The sequence below is a fragment of the Streptomyces sp. CA189 genome (genome assembly GCF_056428985.1).
This window is the reverse complement of record NZ_JBWJVM010000014.1, coordinates 71,209-91,073: the sequence shown is the minus strand read 5'-3', so window position 1 is coordinate 91,073 and position 19,865 is coordinate 71,209. Positions and strand designations below refer to the sequence as shown.

Here is a 19,865-nt window from a genome sequence, read left to right as displayed (position 1 = left end):
CCCCCCGCCGCGCGTGTGTGGAAACTATGTGATGCAAAAATAACAGCGTTATCAGTCACAGGGCAAGGCCCCCGGTCGGGCGGGCGCTTCCGTACCCTGGCGGCATGCGTACGCGTCCCACTTTGAGCTGGACCCCGACCGCGGACCTGCCGCCCGGCACGACGGACCCGGGGCCGGTAGCCGACGCGCTGCGAGCCGGCGGGGTGCTGGTCCTCAGTGGGGCCGGGATATCCACGGAGTCGGGCATCCCCGACTACCGCGGCGAGCGCGTCAGCCTGCGCCGGCACACCCCGATGACCTACCAGGAGTTCACCGCCGACGCCCGGGCCCGGCGCCGGTACTGGGCACGCGGCCACCTCGGCTGGCGCACGTTCGGCCATGCCGCGCCCAACGCCGGGCACCGGGCCGTCGCGGCGTTCGGACGGCACGGCATGCTCTCGGGCGTGATCACCCAGAACGTCGACGGCCTGCACCAGGCCGCCGGCAGCGACGGAGTGGTGGAACTCCACGGAAGCCTGAACCGGGTCGTCTGCCTCTCCTGCGGCGCCCTCAGCCCCCGCGCCGAACTCGCCCGGCGGCTGGAGGAGGCCAACACGGGCTTCGCGCCGACGGCCGCCGCGCTGAACCCGGACGGTGACGCCGACCTCACCGACGACCAGGTCGGAGACTTCCGCCCGGTGCCCTGCGCGAGGTGCGGCGGGGTCCTCAAGCCGGACGTGGTGTTCTTCGGCGAGACCGTCCCGCCGATGCGAGTCGGGCACTGCCGCGAACTGGTCGACGCGGCGACCTCGCTGCTGGTCCTCGGCTCCTCGCTGACGGTGATGTCCGGGCTCCGCTTCCTCCGCCAGGCGGCCCAGGCCGGGAAGCCCGTACTGATCGTCAACCGGGACCCGACCCGCGGTGACCGCCACGCCGTCACCCGGGTCGCACTCCCCCTCGGAACGACGCTGACCACCCTGGCCGACGGGCTCGGCGTCCCCCTCGACCGGCCGGCTGCGGACCACACCGCGACGTGATGCAGGCCGCGCCGGCTCCCGGTCACCGGCGGGCGGCTCCCCGTCGCGCGTCAGGCCAGCGGGCCGAGCACCTCCTGGGACTCGATGAGCCCCTGGTCGCTCGGAGGCTCGCCGTCGCCGAAGACGCGTACCGCCTGGCGCGCCCGGAACTCGGCGTGCGCCTCGGCGGGCCTCACGTAGCCGTGGCGGGTGCGGGCCTGTTCGGGAGTGAGGACCTCCTTGGTACGGGGAGGAACGCCGAGCTTGACGGGCGCGACCACCTTGACCGTGGACGGGGAGATCATCCCCAGCAGGAACAGTTCGACCCGGGGGCTGAGGTGGGCGAGCGCGAACGACGTCCGCATGACCGGGACGACGAGGACGTCCAGCAGGCGGGACTGCCGGATCTGCGCCATCTCCCGCATCCAGCGCGGCATGGTGGCGATGGTGGCGATCCGGTGCGTCCTCGCCACGACCATCCGCGCGGGCTTCATCCACCACGGGGTCGGCGGGAGGACGAGGTCGGTGTTCAGGAGGTGGTGCATGGCCTGCCGGGCGATCGGGCTGGCCTCCAACCGCGGGCGCATGCGCTCGAAGTAGGCCCGGATTCCCGCGCGGTCACGCGGGACGTCGTCGGGAGAGCAGGTCTGGAGCTCCGCGGCGAGGGCGCAGGACTCCCAGTACTCCTTCTCCTCCTCGGCGGTGAGCTTGCCGGGCCCGTACTTCTCGTAGGCGTAGAGGATCGAGTGCCAGCCCGTGAGCTGGATCCACAGCTGCGAGGCGGGGTCGTTGGCGTCGTAGGTTCCCTCCCCGTAGGGCAGTCGGCCGATGGCCTTGGAGTGGACCTTCACCAGGATGTCCGCGGCCTTGCACACCTGATCCGAGCCGGCGAAGGCCACCATCGCGAAGTAGCGCAGCGTCCGGTCGTAGCGGGTGCGCGTGCGGTCGTACATGCCCTGGGTGCCGTGGACCGCGGCCACCAGGGGCGGGTCGAGTTCCTCCACCACCACGGAGCGCTGGAAGCCCACCGTGGGCGCCGTCGGGTAGCTCCAGACCTTCCAGACCACGGATCCGGGACCGAAGAACCCGTAGTCCTCGTGCGGTTCGACCTCTGTGCCGTTCAGTCGGGCCATCAGGCCGCTCCCTCGTGTTCCTGGCAGCGGGTGCGTACCGCTCCCCCCGATAAGACAGGACTGTCTTAAATTAAGACACGACTGTCGTAAGATGCCAAGGTGTCGACACCGACGTCTCCCACCGACAGGCCGCGCAGGCGGCGCCCCTACGCTCCGCGCGTCCCGATCGCCGAACGCCGGGAGCAACTGCTCGACGCGGCCCTCGCCGTGATCGTGAGCGACGGCTACGGCCGGGTGTCGATCGACGCGATCGCCAAGCGGGCGCAGGTTGCCCGCTCGGTGGTCTACGGGGCCTTCGACGACCTCGACGACCTGCTGCTCACCCTCCTCGACCGGCAGCAGGAACTCGCCTTCACCCGCCTCCTCGTGAGCGTTCCCGACACCCGCCGCACCCGGGACCCGGTCGAGTTCGCCTGCGAGGCGGTGCACCGGATGGCCGCCATGCTGCGGGAGGACCCGGACACCTGGCGCCTGATCCTGCTGACTCCGGCGACCACTCCCCCGGCCGTCCACGCCCGCATCGAAGCGGACCGGGATCGCTTCCGGCGCCGGGTCGCCTCGTGGATCGAGTCCGCGCCGGCCGCCGAAGGGTCCGCACCGGACTCCGAGGTCCTCGCCCACGCGCTGGTCGCCTCCGCGGAACACTTCGCGCGCCTGGCGCTCGCCTCGGACGGCGCCTTCGACGCCACCCGGCTCGCCGGCCAGCTGCGGCTCCTGCTCGGCGGCATCTGGCCCGCGCCCGCGGCGTAGGCGTCGCCTCCGAGGGAGGAGCCCGCCGCGGGCAGCGCCGCCGGCTGCGACCTCACGTCGGCCTGCCGCCACGCCCGGCCCTCGGGTCCACGCCGGATCGGCCCTCGCCGCCCCCTCGGACTGACCACGTTCACGATGCACGGCGTGGTGCTCGTCTACGTCCTCGCGCTGGCCGCGTTCGTACCGGTCGGAGGCATGCTGGCCCGCAGGATCGGCCGACTGACCACCTTCCGGGTCGGCACTGCGGTCTTCGCCACCGCGTCGGGCCTCTGCGCGCTGGCCCCGTCGGGTGACGCCGCCGAGACGTACCTGGTCGCGGTGAGGGCCGTGCAGGGCATCGGCGGCGCGCTGATGCTGCCGGTGGCCACGTCCGTGATCACGGACGTGTACGAGGAGCACGCGCGCGGCAGGGGCGCTGGCCGTCTACGCCGGTCTGGCGCAGCTCTTCCTCGTCCTCGGCCCGATCGTGGGCGCGGTGCTCACCCAACTCCTCGGCTGACGCTCGGTCTTCCTCGTCAACCTGCCCGTCGGCGCCGCGTGCCTGTGGATGATCTCCAGGGCGCGGCTGAGCAATCGGGCGGGCGGCGGCTCGCTGTCCGTGGTGCAGCCCCTCGTGGTGATCTTCTCCCTGGTCGTGCTCGTCCTCGGGCTCTACCAGTGCGGTGTCTGGGGCTTCGCCGACGCCAGGACGCTCACCGTGCTCGCGACGGGCGCCGTGTCGATGCTCGTGGCGGTGCGCCTCATCCTGAGGTCCCCGCGCCCCCTCCTCGACCTGCGGCTGCTGGGCATCCGCCCGTACACCGTGGCCGTGGCGCTCACGTTCCTGGTGCAGGCACCCCAGCTGATCGTGCTGGTGCACGGCACGGTGTACCTGCGCCAGGCCATGGGGCTCTCGCTGCCGGCCACCGGGATCTCCCTGCTTCCCCTGGTCGCGGCCTCGGCGGCGGGCACGTTCCCCTCCGGGTACCTGCTGGACCGTTCCCGATCGGTCCGGGTGCCCGTCCTGATCGGTCTGGCCGCGGCCGCCGTCGGCGCGGTGGCCTGGACGGCCGTCCTGCCGTCGCGCGAGTACCTCTGGCAGGTCCCCGGGATGCTCCTCGGGGATCGGGATGGGCCTGCCGGTCCCCGCCCTGAGCGCCGAGCTCATGCGCGCGGTTCCCCCCGGACAAGAGGGCGGACGCCTCCGTCCTGCGCCAGAGCATCCGGCAACTGGGCGGGGCGGTCGGGCTGGCGGCGGCGGGGGCCGTCGTGCTGGCCGCCAACGAGAACGGCGCCGACGGGGCGGGCGTCATCGGCGTCACCGCCACGTGCGCGGCCTTCATGGTCGCGAGCTGCGTCCTGGTCGTCACCCTGCCCCTGGCGGCCGTCACCCTGCCGCGCAGGTCCCGTACGGGCGGACGCCGGGACGCGGGCCGGGGGGCCGGGCCGCCGTCACCGTAGCGGCCCGAACGGCCTACCCGGCGGCTCTTTCAGCGCAGCCAGACCGCGGTGTCCGCGGGCAGCACGCCGTCCTCCACGAGGCCGCTGGAGATCAGGACTTCGGTGTGCTCCGGCAGCGGAACCGGGCCGGCCGAGAGGTTCAGCAGGCAGCGTACGGAGGACCCGGCCGCGGTGCGGGCGAAGGCGAGCACGCCCGGCTGGGCGGGCACCCAGGTGAACCCTCCTTCGAGCAGGGCCGGTTGGACGGATCGCAGCGCCAGCGCCCGGCGGTAGAAGGCCAGCATCGAGTCCGGGTCCGCGCTCTGCTCGCGCACGCTCCGGGCGGCCCACTCGGCCGGCCGGGGCAGCCAGGACTTCGCGTCCGGTGCTTCGTCTCCCCACGGGAGGGGCACCCGGCAGCCGTCCCGGCCGAGGTCGGCTCCTCCGGTCTGGAAGAACGTCGGGTCCTGGCGGAGGGCCGACGGGATGTCCTCGACCTCCTCCAGGCCCAGCTCGTCGCCCTGGTACACGTAGACGCAGCCGGGCAGGGCCATCGTCAGCAGCGCCGCGGCCCGGGCCCGGCGGCGCCCGAGGCCGAGGTCGGCCGGCACGCCGTGCACGCGGCGGCCGTCGAGTGCGTACGAGGTGTCCGTGCGGCCGTAGCGGGTGACGTGGCGGGTCGTGTCGTGGTTGGCGAGGACCCAGGTGGCGGCGGCGCCGACCGGGGCGTGCTCGGCGAGTGTCGAATCGATCACCGTGCGCAGGGCCTTCGCGTCCCAGGGGCTCTGGAGGAAGGGGAAGTTGAACGCGGTGTGCAGTTCGTCGGGGCGCAGGTAGCGGGCGAAGCGCTCCGGGTCGGAGGTCCACACCTCGCCCACGAAGACCGGATCGTGGGCATAGGCGTCGAGGACCTTGTGCCACGCGCGGTAGACCTCGTGGACGCCGTCCTGGTCGGCCCAGGGGCTGGGCCCGCCCTCGTGGTCGGGCAGGGCCGGATCCTTGACGAGGTTGTCGGCGACGTCGATGCGGAAGCCGTCCACGCCCCGGTCCAGCCAGAACCGCAGGATGGACTCGAACTCCGCGTGGACCTCGGAGTTTTCCCAGTTGAAGTCGGGCTGTTGGGGAGCGAACCGGTGCAGGTACCACTCGCCGGGTGTGCCGTCGGCCTCGGTCACCCGCCGCCAGCCCGGGCCTCCGAAGGCGGACTGCCAGTTGTTGGGCGGCAGTTCGCCGTGCTCGCCGCGGCCGGGACGGAACCAGAAGCGCGCCCGCTCCGGTGAGCCGGGGCCGGCCGCGAGGGCGGCTCGGAACCAGGGGTGCTGGTCCGAGCAGTGGTTGGGGACGATGTCGACGATCACCCGGATCCCCAGGTCATGCGCCTCGGACAGCAGCGCTTCGGCCTCCGCCAGGGTGCCGAAGACCGGGTCGATGTCCCGGTAGTCGGCGATGTCGTACCCGCCGTCCGCCATCGGGGACGGATACCAGGGGCTGATCCACACCGCGTCCACGCCGAGCCCGCGCAGGTACGGAAGCCGCGCGCGAATGCCGGCGAGGTCACCGATCCCGTCACCGTCGCCGTCCGCGAAACTGCGCGGGTAGATCTGGTAGATCGCGGCACTCCGCCACCAGGCGGAAGGTGCTGCGGGTCGCCGTTCGACGGCCGCGGGAAACGTCTCGGGAGTCGCCATGCGGTGAATCTAGGGAGGGCGCTTCGACGGCGTCAACGGTTCGCCGATCGGGAGCGGTCGGGGCTCAGCCCGTCGTGGGGGCCGGGCCGCTCCGGGAGCGGAAGGTGCGGCGGTAGGTGTCCGGCGGGACGCCCACCGTGCGGGCGAAGTGGCGGCGCAGGGTGGTGGCGGTGCCCATGCCGGTGGCCGTCGCGATGGTGTCGACGGTGTCGTCGGTGGTTTCGAGCAGTTCCTGGGCGTGGCGGATGCGCTGGGTGAGCAGCCACTGCAACGGGGTGGTGCCGGTCACCGACTTGAAGTGGCGGCCCAGGTGGCGTGAGCTCATCCGGGCCCGGCGGGCCAGGTCTTCCACGGTGAGCGGCTCGTCGAGGCGTTGCAGCGCCCACGGGAAGAGGTCGGCGAGCGGGTGGTTGCCGGGAGCGGGCACGGGGGTGGTGACGAACTGGGCCTGGCCGCCGTCGCGGTGCGGTGGGACGACCAGGCGGCGGGCGATCTTGTTGGCGGCCGAGGAGCCGTGGTCGAGGCGCACCAGGTGCAGGCACAGGTCCATGGCGGCGGCCTTGCCGGCGGAGGTCAGCACGCTGCCGTTGTCCACGTAGAGGACATCGGGGTCCACGGTGACGAGAGGGTGGCGTCTGGCCAGCTCCCGGGTGTGGGCCCAGTGCGTGGTCGCGCGTTTGCCGTCCAGCAGGCCGGCGGCGGCCAGCACGAAGGCGCCCGTGCACAGGGAGGCCACGCGCGCGCCGGCCTCGTGAGCCGCGCGTACCGCGTCGACGAGCTCGGCCGGCGGGTCCCGGTCGACGTCGGCCCAGCCGGGGACGATCACGGTGTCCGCTCGCGCGAGGTGGTCGAGTCCGTGGTCGGGTCGCAGGTGGAAGCGGTCGATCTGTACGGCGCCCGGCCCGCAGAGCGAGAAGTCGTACCAGGGGTCCACGAGGTGGGTCAGGTCGGAACCGAAGACCTCGCAGGCCAGGGACAGCTCGAAGTGCAGCATGCCGTCGGTGACGGCCAGCGCGACAGTGGTCATGTCCGGAAGTGTATGGGTCATGTCGTTCCAGACACTCGTGACCGCGTCATGTTCCGCGACAGGATGTCCATGACGGAGCGCGGCGGGCCCGGAGGGCCGGCCGCGGCGGGGCATGCGGGTACGGACGAGTGCAGGGAGCGGGACCATGGGATCAGGTCAGCTGGTGGCGGTGTTCGGCGCGTACGGGCACACCGGGCGGTTCGTGGTCGCGGAGCTGGTGGAGCGCGGGTTCGTACCGGTGCTGTCGGGCCGCGACGGCGAGAAGCTGAAGGCGCTGGCGTACGAGACCGGGCTGGAGGCCCGCCCGGCGACGGTGGACGCCCCTGACGCGCTGGACCGCGCGCTGGCCGGCACGGCTGCTGTGATCAACTGCGCGGGACCCTTCGCCTCGACGACCGGCCCGGTGATCGAGGCGGCCCTGCGGGCCCGGATCCCCTACCTCGACGTGGCCGCCGAGCTCGAGGCCAACATCGACACCTTCGCGCACTTCGCCGACCGGGCGCGGGACGCCGGGGCGGTGATCGTCCCGGCGATGGCCTTCTTCGGCGGTCTGGGCGACCTGCTGGCCACCGCGGCGATGGGTGACTGGACCGAGGCCGGGGAGGCGCACATCGCGTACGCCCTGAGCAGCTGGCACCCCACCGCCGGGACGCGGCTTTCGGGCGCGGTCTCGCGGGAGCGGCGCGGTGAGCGGCGCATGCGCTACGCGGGCGGGCAGTGGGAGTACCGCACCGACGCCGCGCCGACGCTTCAGTGGCGGTTCCCCGAGCCGATGGGCGCTCGGGAGGTGATCGGGGAGTTCACGATGGCCGACGTGGTGACCGTGCCCAGCCACCTGTCGATCCCGGACGTGACCACGTACATGACGGTCGAGGCGGTCCGTGACATCGCGGCCCCCGGTACGCCGGCCCCGTCCGCGGCCGACGACAGCGGGCGGTCGGACCAGACCTTCCTCGTCGACGCGGTCGTCCGCTCGGGCGGCGCCGAACGGCGCGCCGTGGCCCGCGGGCAGGACATCTACGCCGTCACGGCCCCCCTCGTCGTGGAAGCGCTGGAGCGAGTCCTGACCGGCCGCACCCGCACGGTCGGCGTCGCCTCGGCGGGCGAGATCTTCGACGCGCCCGACTTCCTGCGCGCGCTGGCCCCGCACATCACCCTGGAGCTGCTCGCGTAGCGGACGGGCTGCGGCTCGGTGCGTGCCCCGGTCTCGGCCCCGGCCCCGGCTTCGGTCTCGGGGCGCAAGCCCCTTGGGGGGCCCTGGGGTTCAGCCGTCGAGGTTCTTGAGGGCGGCCAGGATCTCGTCGGTGGAGCGGACCTGCCCGATCCTGGGGAAGATCTTGCCGAAGGTGTGGGCGTGCGCGTCCGCGTCCGTGTCGGTGATGGCGTCCTCGGCGAAGACGAGGTCGTAGCTGTGCTCCCAGGCGGAGCGGGCGGTGGACTCCACGCCGATGCTGGTGGAGATGCCGGCGAGGACGATCCGCTTGATGCCGCGGCGGCGCAACTGGAGGTCGAGCTCGGTGCCGGTGAAGGCGCCCCAGTGCCGCTTGGTGACGAGGATGTCGTGGGCGCCGGTGGTCAACTCGGCCGGGAGCACGGAGAACTCGGCCGGAGGCGCGGCGGAGGGTCCGGGCCGGTCGGCGTGCGTGGTGGGCAGGTCGCCCCCGTCCTGGGACCAGGCGACCTTCACGAGCACGACGGGCAGGGCGGCCGCGCGGAAGGCGTCGGCGAGCCGGATGCCCTTGGCGAGGATCTGCTCGGCGGGGGTGACGACGGGCAGGGCCATGACCCCCTTCTGAAGGTCGATGAGGACCAGGGCGGTGTTCCTGTCGAGCGTGGTCTCGGACATGCGACTGTCTTCCTTCGCTGGTCGTAGAGGTACATGTACAGGTACGCGTGCGGGCGGCAGGTGCGTGTGACCGGCGGCTCGTGGGCTCCTGGTGCCCGGTCAGTCCTCGGCCAGGCGCTGGACGAGCAGGTCGTGGCCCGCTCCCTCGCGGTGGGCGAGGAAGGTGCGGCCCTTGTCGGTGAGGGAGATGAGCGGGCGGCGCCCGTTGGTGGGGTGGGCGGTGCGTTCGACGTAGCCGTCCGCCTGGAGGGCGTTGACCGTGGTTATGACCGATTGCGGGCGGACCAGCAGGCACACGGTGAGCTGGAGCTCTTCGGCGATCGGGTGCAGCGGCTTCTTCTCTTCTCCCACAACACGACAATAATGGACATACAGGCATCTACGGCTGCCTCCAGCCTCGTACTCCCGGTCCCGAAGGACTGGCGCCTGGCCCTCGGCTTGGCCGGGGTCGCCGCTGAAGCTCCCGGCGGGCGGTCGACCAAACGATCTCGAACTCATCGGCCGACAACCACTGCGGGTCGTGCCCCTCCCACTCGGAGATGGGCGGTTCGGCGGTCAGACCGTAGACGCTCTCGTATTCGGCTGGCCGACCGTCTCTTTGAGCTTCTTGCCACTCGGCCAGCGAGGCAGCGGCCAGAGCCCTGCTTCCGGGCTCCCGCAACTCGACTTGCCGGATCACATGGCCATCGGCGTCCAGCTCGAAGTAGAACGAGACGGCCTCCTCGTCCCAGAAGCAGCGAACACTGACAGGCGGGGAGCGAGATCACTGCCTCTTCTTGATCGTGGGGACTACCAGTGGGTGAGGTCGAAGACCTTCACGCAGTAGGGGTCGGTCTCGTCCGACGGGTTGTACTGCAGCTGGTCGTTGGCGATGAGGCTGGGGAGTGCGGCGGACAGGCCCGTGATGGCAGAGATCACCGTGCCGTGGCGGTCGCGCAGGGCGACGTCCAGGCCGACGGTGTCCGGTAGGCCGCCGCCGGTGAGGTAGAGGCGGACGCGTTCCTCGTCGAGCAGGCGGAACCCCAGCAGGACGAGGCCGTCCTGGTTGTCCGTGTCAGCGCTCGGCGCGATGCCGGTGGCGGCCTCGTGGAGCGCATCCGTGAGGTCGAGTGCTGCGGGGCGGGCGTCCAGGATCAGCCGCACGGTTTCCGCAGGCACCACGGGGATGCCGGGTCCGTCCGCAGGCCCGGCCGAGGCGAGGGGGCGGTCGCCGGCCGGGGCGCGCCGTACGAGCTGTCGTACTGCGGCCACCAGCTCGGCGGCGGGCACCTCGTCCCCGTCCCGGTCCAGCAGCGGGACGTCGTACGCCGTCGACGTAGCCGGGGCGGCGCCGTCCCCTACGACGACGCGTACGCGCTCCCGAGGATGCCGCAGCGGCAGTACACCCCTGACCACGGGGCCGCCGCCCAGCGGTGTGGCCGTCAGGCGGAGCAAGGCTCGGGCGGCTGCGGCCTGGCGCCGTGTCGGTCCGTGACCCTCCCAGCACGCCGCGGGCTGCGCAGAGTGCTCGTCACCGAAGGAGGGCGGCGGCGGTGCGTTCACGTCTCATTCACCGCGTTCGGGCACTTGTTGCGGGCACATGCTCACAGTAGGCGGTGATCGTGCCGGTCCTCTGGCTTTGGCCGGCGAGGTCGCAGACGTTGTCGGCGGTCTTGTGGCCGTACCGGGCGGCTCGCATGTCACAGGCCGCCCGTAACCTCTGGCCATGCAGACAACTCTGATGATCTACGACGGCACCGCTCCGGCCGACTCCGACGTCCCGCGCACCGGTGGTGTGCCGCTGGCTCCTGCGGGGTTCACCTGGCCCATGTGCGGCAACGGCTGCGGGGGGCCGCTGCAGTTCTTCGCCCATCTCCCCGTCGAGGACGGTGTCCTGTCGGTATTCGTGTGCCAGAACGACCCCGGCGCATGTGAATTCTGGGACGCGCCGTCTGGCGCGAACCGGGTCTACCTGTTTCCCCGGGAGGAGCTGCGGCCGGTAGACGTGCCCGCGACCGGAGTGACGCTCCTGCCCACCACCTCGGCCATCCGCACCCACGTCGTGACGCTCGACCCCGAAGAGAGCGACGACCACGACGATCCCGAAGACCCCGACGAACTCGTATCTGGCGCATACGACCTCGCTCGCTCGGGATGGAAGCGGGAACCCGACGAAGCATTCGGGAAGCAGCGCGAAGTACTCGGGTCACTCGGAGGCAGCCCCTCCTACCTTGAGGACGACCGACTGCCCTCATGCCCCTCCTGCACCGGCACGACGGAGTTCGCGGCACATCTGGAGGAAGGGATCTCCTCGCGGACCGCGATGAACCTCGGCGGCCAGCTGGGCTACGTCTTCGTCTGCCGCGCTTGCCGCGAAGGTGCCTTCCTCACGAGCTGAGCACACCACACCCACACCCACACCGCACCGCAGCCGACGCCTCGTCAGCCGCCCACCAGGGCCGAGGGCCCACGTCGAGCGTCGGTTTCCCGTCGCCGTGGAGACGGAAGTCCTGACGTCGTCGGCCCAGTGACGACATTTGTACAAGACCGAGGGCCGGCGGCCCGGGCATCCTCCCGAGCATGGGCATCTTCGAAGGTAGGCATGCGCACCGGATGCACGTGGTCCACGACGGCCCCCGGGAGGCGCCGCCGCTCGTCCTCATCCACGGATCGGGGGCCTCGGGCAGTTCCTGGGGCCCCGTAGTGCCGGCACTGGCCAGCCGGTATCACGTCATCCGGATCGACCTCCCGGGCCACGGCCACTCCCCGCCCGCGCCGTCGTACGACGTGCCTGAGCAGGCAGCCGGCCTGGCCGCGGCGCTCGATGAGCTCGGCCTTCGTCCGGTCACCGTGGCCGGGCACTCCAGCGGTGGATACATCGCCACCGCCCTCGCCGAACAGCGCCCGGACCTGGTGGGTTCGCTCGCGCTGATCAGCAGTGGCCCGAGTCCCGACGCGCTCCTTCCACAGCCCGTCCTCCTCCGGGTCCTGATCGACCCGCCGCTCGGCCCGCTGCTGTGGAGAGTCCGTTCCGACGCGATGCTCCGGCGGGCGGTGACCGCGGTGTGCAACCACCCGGTGGACGTCCCCGACGACCTGGTCGCCGATGTGCGGGGCATGGGCTACCGCACGTTCAGGACGGTGCTGCGCCGAAACGGCGCGTACATCGCCGAGAGGAGCGTGCCCGCGCGTCTGACCGCACTCGACGTCCCGGTTCTGGTGATCTTCGGCGCTGCCGACCCCCGCTGGGACCCGTCTTCGGTGCACCACTACGACAACGTGCCGAACGCGCGAATCGAGCAGCTGCCCGATGTCGGGCACTTCCCCATGCTCGAAGCGCCGGAGGCGACGGGCGAGTTGCTGCTGCGCTTCGCAGCGACGATCCACTGACACCCATCACCTAGCCTGGTGCTGTGATGTCCACCGGATCACCACCTGACTGGGCGTCGGTGGAGGTCGCCGTGCCACTGCGGCCGGGCCGGCTGCCGGGGGTCAGCATGGCCGGGTTCCGCCAACGGGTTCCGGCGCGCGTGCAGATCGCCATGGTCGCGCATCCCTCGGTCACTCTGTTCGTAGACCTGAGCGACGAAGCCAGCCTTGCCTACGACGCCCACGCCCATGCCCACGGCCTGCGCACATGCGGCAGTACGGTCGCTGGACTGGCGCCGGGCGACCTTCGGCTCGGAAGCCGGGCGGACGGGGGAATCGAGTGCCTCCAGATCCGGTTGTCACCGGTCCTGGCGGGTGCCCTGCTCGGAGCATCGACCGACCTCACCGGGACGGCGGTCTCCCTGGAGGACGTCTGGGGCCGTGACGCCGGGCGAGCCGAGGAAAGGCTGCGGGCCGCCGCGTCGTGGGACGAGCGGTTCACGATCGCAGCGGACGCCCTTGGCCGACGGATGAGCGCCCGCCCGTCCGTTGATCCAGAGGTGGCCGCGGCCTGGTGGCTGATGCGCACCAGCCGGGGACGGGTACGCATCGACAGCCTGGCGAACGAGGTGGGATGGAGCCGTAAGCGCCTGTGGTCCCGCTTCCGGTCCCAGATCGGCCTCACCCCCAAGCACGCTGCCCGGCTGGTGCGCTTCGACCACGCCGCCCATCTCCTGGCGGCCGGTAACGCCGCCGCCCAGGTGGCGGCCGCGACCGGCTACGTCGACCAGGCCCGCCTCCACCGCGAGGTCAAAGCGTTCACCGGGGTGACACCCAGCGCCGTAGCCGCTGCGCCGTGGCTCGCCATCGACGACGTCGCGTGGCCGACCTCGTTCGCGGACTGAACATCGAGTCCTTCATTGGTTACAACGTACACACCGTGTACGGTGTAACCAATATCGCCGATCGGAGGATCCGATGTCCCAGCAGACTGTTGCGCACGCGTTCGCCGCGTTGATGAATGGTCACGACCCCGATGCCGTGGACGGTTTCGTGGCTGAGGACTATGTGAACCACAACCCTTACGTCGAGGACGGCCGGGAGGCCAACCGGGCGTTCTGGGGACGCTGGTTCGCCGCCTTTCCCGACACCCGCGTGACCCTCGAGGACGTCGTCGTCGACGGTGACCGTGTGGTCGGCAGGTTCACCTACCGGGCCACCCACCTCGGGTCACTGCTCGGCGAGGAGCCCACTGGCCGTGCGGTGGAGATGCGGTCGCTGGACATCTGGCGGGTGCAGGGGGGCATGGCGGTCGAGCATGGGGACGAGCTCAACTTCCTCGAGTTCTTCACCCAGCTGGGCCTGCTCGCACCGATGGCCGTGCCCGGGGCGCCCGCCCCCGTGCGGGGCGGAGAAGAGGGGGCTGCGTCATGACGCCTTCTCCCGAGGAGCCAGAGCGTTCCGCATCCCGGCAGCGCCGGGACCGCGAACGTGACGAAGCGCGGACGGAGATCCTGAAAGCCGCCCGCGAGCTGGCCCGCGCCGAGGGCTGGGACGCGGTGAGCATGCGCCGCCTCGCCGACCGGATCGGCTACTCCGCCAACTACGCCTATCGCTACTTCAAGGGCCGGGACGACATCCTGCTGGCCTTCGTCAGGGACGGTTTCGTCCGGCTCGCCGGCGTCATGCGCTCCAGCGGTACCTCGGTCCAAGCGGCGGCGGCCGCCTACCTGGACTTCGCGCTCGACGAGCCGGACCTCTATCAGGTGATGTACGGCCTCGGCGGCGTTCACGTGCCCGCCGCCGACACCATCACCGAAGGCGCCGCGGTCGGAGCCGTGATCGCGGACGCCCTGGGCATCACTGACCCCGACGACGACCGCATCGCCCGCATCTGGGCCACCGCGCACGGCCTCGCCGCCCTGCACGCCATCCGCAAACTCCCCGCCGACCGCCCCCACCTGCACCGGCTGCTGGCGGCAAGCGTCAACGACCTGCTCCGCAGCCCGCAGCAACCGCATGGAGGCGTTCGATGACCACTCCTCAGACCGTTCCTCAGACCGTCCAGGGCCGGTGGACGGCCGACGACATCCCGGACCAGACCGGCCGCACCGTCGTCGTGACCGGAGCCAACAGCGGCCTGGGCTACGTCACCGCACGCGAACTCGCCCGCCACGGCGCCCACGTCGTCCTCACCGCGCGCAACAGGGACAAGGGAAGAGCCGCGCTCGACAGGCTCCGATGCGAACTCCCCGAATCCGCCGTGGAGCTGCGCTCCCTGGACCTCGCCGACCTGGACTCGGTCCACACGTTCGCCGACGCCCTCGACACGCCCGTGGACGTACTCGTCAACAACGCGGGGATCATGATGACGCCGCGCTCCCTCACCAAGCAGGGATTCGAGTCCCAGTTCGGCACCAACCACCTGGGGCACTTCGCACTGACCGGCCTCCTGCTGGAGCGGCTGCGGGCCGGACGCGACCCCCGCGTGGTGACGGTCACCTCGACCCTGCACAAGAACGGATCCATCCACTTCGACGACCTCGATGGTGACCGCTCGTACTCACCGCGAGGGTTCTATGCCCAGTCCAAGTACGCCAACGTGCTGTTCGGCCTGGAACTGGACCGGCGGCTGCGTGCGAGCGCCGTTCCGGTCCGCAGCGTCCTGGCCCATCCCGGCTACTCGGCCACGAACCTCCAGTCCTCCGGACCGACCGGACTCCTCAAGGCCATCCTCAAGGTCACCAACCGTCTTGTCGCCCAGGACGTCGATACGGGTGCACTCAACCAGCTCTACGCGGCCGCTTCCCCGCAGGCCCTCGGAGGCCAGCTCATCGGACCCGACGGACGCAACGAGGCCAAGGGCAACCCCACGCTCGTACAGCCGGCCGAATCCGCCACAGACCCCGAGACCGCCCGCCGCCTGTGGGAGCTCTCGGAGGAGCTCACAGGAGTCCGCTACGACTTCGCCGGCCGGTCCACTGGCTCGCTGATGAGCGACGTGTGACTCGGAGCAAGAACCCCACACTCAAGCCGGCTGAGCCCACGACAACCTGGGAGCGCGCCCCGGACCTCTGGCCGACGACGATGTCGGTCCGGGATGAGATCGTTTCCCGCATGGCCGACACAGACGAAGCAGGAACCGACGTTGAGCACGCCGTCATCGCCCGCTACCGACTGGCCGATGACGGCCTCGGCGCACCGAGCCAACGGGAGGCCGTCCGCCAGATCCAGAGCCTGCTGACCGAGGCGATCGAGCAAGCCGAGGTCGGCGAGTTCGACGGAAACGAATACGGGGGCGGCGAGGTGGTCCTCTACGCCTACGGACCGGACGCCGATGCACTCTTCGCGGTGATGGCCCCCATCCTGCGCGACCTCCCGTTCCGCCCGGCCCACGTCATCTTGCGCCACGGATCGGTAGATGACCCATCGGCTGCCGAGCACCGCGTCGACCTCTGACAAGACGAGTCACCAGCCCCGGCCAGGCGGGCACCCGGTGAACCGGCATGACGAACAGGAGAAGATCTTGAAGTTTCGGTCCATCGTCGAACCGCCTGAGCCCATGCGGGGTCTGGAAGTTCCGTCCGAGGTGGTAGCAGCGCTCGGCGAGGGCTCGCGGCCGCCGGTGACGATCACGATCAACGGCCATTCCTGGAAGAGCCGGCTCGCCCTCCTGCGTGGCCGCCACTTGATCGGCCTCAGCCATGCCAACCGGCGGGCCGCGGATGTCGAGATCGGCGAGGAGATCGAGGTCGAGCTGGAGCTCGACACCGAGCCGCGCGTCGTGATCGAGCCCGCGGACTTCGCCCAGGCCCTGGACGCCGACCCGGCCGCCCGCGCCGCGTACGACAACCTTGCGTACAGCCGCAAGCGCGAGCACGTACGGGCCATCGAGAGCGCGAAGATGCCCGAGACCCGCCGACGGCGCATCGAGAAGGCCATCGCCACCCTGCGGGGCTGAAATCCGCAGGCTGGCCGAGAGCCGCGAGGGCCCGCTCAAGCCGGGCACAGGCGGAAATCGCCTCGAGAGATGCCCGACGTGCCCCCGCACACCCTCTGGGAAGTCCTGTCGAATCCGGTCGAGCACCACCCGGCCTGGGACCTCGTTCCGCTTCCTGCCGGCGCCCGCGCGGACCACGCTCGTCGACGTGATTCCGGGAGTCGGTTACAGCGGCGACGTGGACGTCGACGGAGTGCCCGGCCGGTTCACCCACCGCATCGAGCCCGACGGTCACCTCGGTCGCACAGCTCCTCGGTGTCACCATCCCGAACCCGGGCCACCTCGAAACCGGCCGCCCTGCCTCCACCGCTCAGCGGCTCCCCGTGATCGTCCACACCAGAACGATGTCCACGAGACTCAAAAATGCCCCGGATCGCCCGCAGGTGGCCGAGCTGATCGATAATTGGCCGACGCCCTGCCTGCCCGGTTGAGAGGAGCCCTTGATGACCACACCGCGGGACTTGTTGATCATTGCCATGGACGTGGAGTCCGGCAGGACCGTCGAGCAGGGCGATCTGTCGCTCGCGCTCGCCGGAGCAGAGGTCGTCGATCTCCTCGCCGCACGGGCCATCGGGCTGGACGGTGATCAGATCGTGCCGGGCGAGCAGGCGGCACTGGGCGATCCCTTGTTGGACGCTGCAGCCTCGTCGCTCGTTCGGGAGGCGCCCTACGAGTCCGTCGGCGACTGGCTGTGGCGTAGGGGGCGCGGCCTGTCCGCGAGCTATCAGGCCGTGCTCGAGGAGGAAGGACAGCTCGTCCGGGCGCGCCGCCGCGGGTTCTCCCTCCGGGCCGGTGAGCTGGTGCCGGCCGATTCGCCCGCCCGCCGGCAGGCCGAGGAGCGGTGGAGGTCGGAGGAACCCGTCCTCGTTCTCCTGACGCAGGCCCTCAGCGGTGGCGGCGACCGGACCACGGACGCCCCGGAGGTGGCCGACGACACCGTCGCGACGGTGCTGGCCGCCGTCAACGACGCGATGGTGGAGCTGGCGGGCGTACGGCAGCGCCGGGCGATCGAGAACGCGGCCTTCGACAACATCTGGCGCGGCGGCGTATGACGGCGGTGCCCCGGCCGGCGCAGGCGTACGCGGGCAGGGTTCTCCGTGCGGGCCGGGCCCGGCTCATGGAGACGCCGGCGGGGCGTCGGCGACGGTCCACCACCACGCGATCGATGCGATCGGCGGGGGTGTGAGGGGGTGTCGACCGGCGGTCCGTACGCGGTTTCGGGGCGCCCGGGCTGGTGGTGGCTGCCGTCCGGTTGCTCGGGGTGATAGCGGGAGGTCGCCCCGCACCAGTCCCGCACACCGCAGACGTACTGGGTGAGCGCGTCCAGATGGCGTCGGATCCGCGGGTCCGCAGGGGCCTGTGCCGTCTGCTGACCCAGGTGCAGGAATCGGCGCAGGATCGAGTCCCGCAGCGTGGAGGCGGCTTGCAGGCCCTGCTCGGGTCCGGCTTCCGGTCTGGGTTACGGTCCGGCTTCCGGTCCGTGGGGGCCTTCCAGGAGGGCGATCAAGTTGCCGCTGCGGCTTCCGCGTTGGCGCTCCTTCGTGAAGGAGTGGATGTCGGTGTCGATGACGACGATCCCCGCCGCCATCTCGGTCAGGGCACGGATCCGCCGGTCCTCCCATAGCGGTGCGGGCAGTCCGGCACCGATCGCGTCGAGCAGCACGGGTACGGCGAGGGCGGCTCCGGAGTGCCGGCGGGTGAGCAGGTAGTCGCTCACGTCCTGCGGGCCTCCCGGTGCCGTCGCGTCAGCGCCGATGCGGGCCTCGGCGAGGAAATAGCCGCGCATCGCGTCGACCCATCTCCTGACCTGTATCGGGGTGGCCACCGCATCGACCCGGAGCCGGATGTCGCGCAGGGCCAGGCCGAAGGGATCGCCGCAGAGAGGAACCTCAGGGGCCTCGATCGTCCGCTGGAGCCGGGCGACCATCGTGATCATCCCCGTGGGGGTGAGACTCGGAAGGTCCTCGTCGCAGAGGTCGTCGAAGGCGAACACCCACGCGGCGAGGTCGCTGAGCAACTGGGCCGCGAACGGGTCGGCGTCCGGTGTGATCCTCACAGCGATCCGGTTCAGACCCGCGGTCAGCCGCGCACGGCGCTCCGGCCCCCCGCCCAGTCCGAACCGGCTCATGAACTCCGCCGAGCCCGCGTCGAAGTCCTCCGCGGCCGGGCGGGCGGGTCGGGCCGTCGGGAGGGTCAGGCGTTCCGGCGGGGCGAGTTCGGCCATGCCGTCGGCGTGGTCGGCTGCGTGGTCGGCCGCCTGCGTCCGCGTTCCTGTCATGAGTGATCACCTCGTGTTCCGTCAGGGCTGACGCGCACAGGCCCGCGTCGAGGAACGAGCCTCTGCCGAACCGTTTCGCCCTGTCCCCGTCCTGGCGCCCCATCAGCTCGCCGGCGGCATCCGGACGCTCCGTCGGCCATCTCATTGAACGCAGGACGTTCCCGAAGTCACCACGGCATGCGGGAGCACTCGCGGGGCGCCAGGGACGCGAAACCCACCGGCGGGGCTTCCTGCGAGTGGCAGAGCACCGGGGACGGAACGTGCCTAGGCTGGAAGGGGTCGCTGGAAGCAGCGGACGCCGGCTCGGATCCTCCGGATGAGGTGAGGCCATGCCAACGGAACACGGAGCCGCGCTCCGCTCGAGGCGCCGGATCCCCGTGGTCGCCGTCGTCTCCGCCGTCGCCGCCACGTGCCTGGTGTGCGGGTACGCGGGTTCCGGCGACGGAACCTCCCCCACCACGGCCACCATGGTTGCCGCGGGCTCGCAGAACGGCTCCTGCCGGACCGCTCCGCCGGACAGCTTCTGGCACGCTCCCGTGGACACGCTTCCCGTGCACCCGAACTCGGACCGCTACGTCTCCTCGATCGGTGCCGCGGAACCCCTGCACCCGGACTTCGGGGCGGGGCTCATCGACGGTGAGCCGTTCGGTATTCCCATCACCGTCTCGGACACGACGGTGCCGGAATCGAAGGTCACCCTGGACATCGCCGAGGAAAGCGACGCGTCCGGGTACCGGATCCCGCGGAACGCCGGGATCGAGAACGGTCCCGCGAGCACCGGGGACCGCCACGTCGTCGTCTGGGACCGCGCCCTGTGCAAGTCCTACGAGCTCTGGAACGCCCGTCAGGAGGGCGACAACGCCTGGCACGCCGGCTCGGGCGCGGTATTCGACCTGCGGAGCCACGAGCTGCGGCCCGCCGGGTGGACATCGGCCGATGCCGCCGGCCTCGCCATCCTGCCCGGGCTGGTGCGCTACGACGAGGCGGCGGGCGGGCTGGTCGACCACGCGATCCGGATGACCGTACCCCGCACGGATCAGAGCTACGTCTGGCCGGCAAGGCATCAGGCGGGCTCCGCGGCGGACGCATCGCTGCCGCCCATGGGACTGCGGCTGCGGCTCAAGAGCTCGGTGGACACCTCGGCTCTGGCCCCGCAGGCCCTGGCCGTCGCCGAGGCGCTCAAGAAGTACGGGGCCATCGTCGCCGACAACGGGTCGGCCTGGTACCTCACCGGCGAGGAGAACCCCGGCTGGGACAACGACCAGCTCAACGCGCTCAAGGGCTTCAAGGGTTCGGACTTCGAGGCCGTCGACGCCTCCGGGCTCCAGCAGTCCCCGGACTCCGGGGCCGTGGCACCCCGCTGACCGCCGGGCAGGCGCCG

At 71.4% G+C, this 19,865-nt stretch carries 22 protein-coding genes and 1 pseudogene; 15 read left to right on the top strand and 8 right to left on the bottom strand.

The features are described from left to right. Positions 1 to 104 precede the first annotated feature (104 nt). The gene (locus AC061S_RS14315) at positions 105 to 1,016 is read left to right on the top strand and encodes an NAD-dependent protein deacetylase (RefSeq protein ID WP_478686301.1); all 912 of its coding nucleotides are present in this window, start codon (positions 105 to 107) and stop codon (positions 1,014 to 1,016) included. Positions 1,017 to 1,066: 50 nt separating this feature from the next. Here the strand turns inward: AC061S_RS14315 and AC061S_RS14310 are convergent, their stop codons facing one another. Beyond that, positions 1,067 to 2,128 (bottom strand): oxygenase MpaB family protein, encoded by a 1,062-nt coding sequence (locus AC061S_RS14310; RefSeq protein WP_478686300.1) that lies wholly within the window; start codon positions 2,126 to 2,128, stop codon positions 1,067 to 1,069. 99 nt (positions 2,129 to 2,227) lie between these two features. Between AC061S_RS14310 and AC061S_RS14305 the strand changes: the two genes are divergently transcribed. Further along, a complete protein-coding gene (locus AC061S_RS14305) occupies positions 2,228 to 2,878 on the top strand; it encodes a TetR/AcrR family transcriptional regulator (protein WP_478686299.1) in 651 nt (216 codons plus the stop codon). A gap of 135 nt (positions 2,879 to 3,013) precedes the next feature. Next, positions 3,014 to 3,241 (top strand): annotated as a pseudogene (locus AC061S_RS14300) (MFS transporter); the annotation flags it as partial. A gap of 288 nt (positions 3,242 to 3,529) precedes the next feature. On the opposite strand, the gene AC061S_RS14295 reads toward AC061S_RS14300, so the two are convergent. Further along, the gene (locus AC061S_RS14295) at positions 3,530 to 3,829 is read right to left on the bottom strand and encodes a hypothetical protein (RefSeq protein WP_478686373.1); all 300 of its coding nucleotides are present in this window, start codon (positions 3,827 to 3,829) and stop codon (positions 3,530 to 3,532) included. A gap of 297 nt (positions 3,830 to 4,126) precedes the next feature. Between AC061S_RS14295 and AC061S_RS14290 the strand changes: the two genes are divergently transcribed. Further along, complete coding sequence (locus AC061S_RS14290) at positions 4,127 to 4,318, top strand: hypothetical protein (protein ID WP_478686298.1); 192 nt, start codon at positions 4,127 to 4,129, stop codon at positions 4,316 to 4,318. A 29-nt stretch (positions 4,319 to 4,347) separates the two neighbouring features. Here AC061S_RS14290 and AC061S_RS14285 read toward each other — a convergent pair whose 3' ends face one another. Beyond that, positions 4,348 to 5,985: a glycoside hydrolase family 13 protein gene (locus AC061S_RS14285; protein ID WP_478686297.1), complete on the bottom strand. Its 1,638-nt coding sequence runs from the start codon at positions 5,983 to 5,985 to the stop codon at positions 4,348 to 4,350. A 64-nt stretch (positions 5,986 to 6,049) separates the two neighbouring features. Then, entirely contained in the window at positions 6,050 to 7,012 is a 963-nt protein-coding gene (locus AC061S_RS14280) for a helix-turn-helix domain-containing protein (protein WP_478686296.1), read from the bottom strand. Between the two features lie 145 nt (positions 7,013 to 7,157). Here AC061S_RS14280 and AC061S_RS14275 point away from each other — a divergent pair, with 145 nt between their 5' ends. Beyond that, a complete protein-coding gene (locus AC061S_RS14275) occupies positions 7,158 to 8,186 on the top strand; it encodes a saccharopine dehydrogenase family protein (protein WP_478686295.1) in 1,029 nt (342 codons plus the stop codon). 90 nt (positions 8,187 to 8,276) lie between these two features. Here the strand turns inward: AC061S_RS14275 and AC061S_RS14270 are convergent, their stop codons facing one another. The 3 genes from AC061S_RS14270 to AC061S_RS14260 all read right to left on the bottom strand — a co-directional run bounded on the left by AC061S_RS14270 (position 8,277) and on the right by AC061S_RS14260 (position 10,400). Continuing rightward, entirely contained in the window at positions 8,277 to 8,858 is a 582-nt protein-coding gene (locus AC061S_RS14270) for a hydrolase (protein ID WP_478686294.1), read from the bottom strand. Between the two features lie 99 nt (positions 8,859 to 8,957). Next, complete coding sequence (locus tag AC061S_RS14265; protein ID WP_478686293.1) at positions 8,958 to 9,209, bottom strand: MarR family winged helix-turn-helix transcriptional regulator; 252 nt, start codon at positions 9,207 to 9,209, stop codon at positions 8,958 to 8,960. A gap of 438 nt (positions 9,210 to 9,647) precedes the next feature. After that, positions 9,648 to 10,400, bottom strand: coding sequence for a hypothetical protein (locus AC061S_RS14260; RefSeq protein ID WP_478686292.1), 753 nt, complete (start codon positions 10,398 to 10,400; stop codon positions 9,648 to 9,650). A gap of 163 nt (positions 10,401 to 10,563) precedes the next feature. Here AC061S_RS14260 and AC061S_RS14255 point away from each other — a divergent pair, with 163 nt between their 5' ends. The 9 genes from AC061S_RS14255 (at position 10,564) to AC061S_RS14215 (ending at position 17,258) form a co-directional block, all read left to right on the top strand. Next, entirely contained in the window at positions 10,564 to 11,235 is a 672-nt protein-coding gene (locus AC061S_RS14255) for a YwqG family protein (RefSeq protein ID WP_478686291.1), read from the top strand. Positions 11,236 to 11,417: 182 nt separating this feature from the next. Beyond that, the gene (locus tag AC061S_RS14250; protein ID WP_478686290.1) at positions 11,418 to 12,227 is read left to right on the top strand and encodes an alpha/beta fold hydrolase; all 810 of its coding nucleotides are present in this window, start codon (positions 11,418 to 11,420) and stop codon (positions 12,225 to 12,227) included. A gap of 26 nt (positions 12,228 to 12,253) precedes the next feature. Beyond that, entirely contained in the window at positions 12,254 to 13,111 is an 858-nt protein-coding gene (locus tag AC061S_RS14245; RefSeq protein ID WP_478686367.1) for a helix-turn-helix domain-containing protein, read from the top strand. 73 nt (positions 13,112 to 13,184) lie between these two features. Then, positions 13,185 to 13,640, top strand: coding sequence for an ester cyclase (locus AC061S_RS14240; RefSeq protein ID WP_478686289.1), 456 nt, complete (start codon positions 13,185 to 13,187; stop codon positions 13,638 to 13,640). Continuing rightward, positions 13,637 to 14,242: a TetR/AcrR family transcriptional regulator gene (locus tag AC061S_RS14235; protein ID WP_478686288.1), complete on the top strand. Its 606-nt coding sequence runs from the start codon at positions 13,637 to 13,639 to the stop codon at positions 14,240 to 14,242. The genes AC061S_RS14240 and AC061S_RS14235 overlap by 4 nt, the downstream gene beginning before the upstream one ends. After that, positions 14,239 to 15,213 carry an oxidoreductase gene (locus tag AC061S_RS14230; protein WP_478686287.1) on the top strand — a complete coding sequence of 325 codons (975 nt, stop codon included), beginning with the start codon at positions 14,239 to 14,241 and terminating at the stop codon, positions 15,211 to 15,213. The genes AC061S_RS14235 and AC061S_RS14230 overlap by 4 nt, the downstream gene beginning before the upstream one ends. A 110-nt stretch (positions 15,214 to 15,323) precedes the next feature. Next, positions 15,324 to 15,665 carry a hypothetical protein gene (locus AC061S_RS14225; protein ID WP_478686286.1) on the top strand — a complete coding sequence of 114 codons (342 nt, stop codon included), beginning with the start codon at positions 15,324 to 15,326 and terminating at the stop codon, positions 15,663 to 15,665. A gap of 103 nt (positions 15,666 to 15,768) precedes the next feature. Next, entirely contained in the window at positions 15,769 to 16,167 is a 399-nt protein-coding gene (locus AC061S_RS14220) for a YdeI/OmpD-associated family protein (protein WP_478686285.1), read from the top strand. Positions 16,168 to 16,649: 482 nt separating this feature from the next. Continuing rightward, on the top strand, positions 16,650 to 17,258 hold the full coding sequence (locus AC061S_RS14215) for a GOLPH3/VPS74 family protein (RefSeq protein WP_478686284.1): 609 nt from the start codon (positions 16,650 to 16,652) through the stop codon (positions 17,256 to 17,258). 407 nt (positions 17,259 to 17,665) lie between these two features. On the opposite strand, the gene AC061S_RS14210 is transcribed toward AC061S_RS14215, so the two are convergent. Beyond that, positions 17,666 to 18,484: a terpene synthase family protein gene (locus AC061S_RS14210; protein WP_478686283.1), complete on the bottom strand. Its 819-nt coding sequence runs from the start codon at positions 18,482 to 18,484 to the stop codon at positions 17,666 to 17,668. Positions 18,485 to 18,813: 329 nt separating this feature from the next. Here AC061S_RS14210 and AC061S_RS14205 point away from each other — a divergent pair, with 329 nt between their 5' ends. Continuing rightward, on the top strand, positions 18,814 to 19,848 hold the full coding sequence (locus AC061S_RS14205; protein WP_478686282.1) for a hypothetical protein: 1,035 nt from the start codon (positions 18,814 to 18,816) through the stop codon (positions 19,846 to 19,848). The last annotated feature ends 17 nt before the right edge of the window (positions 19,849 to 19,865 follow it).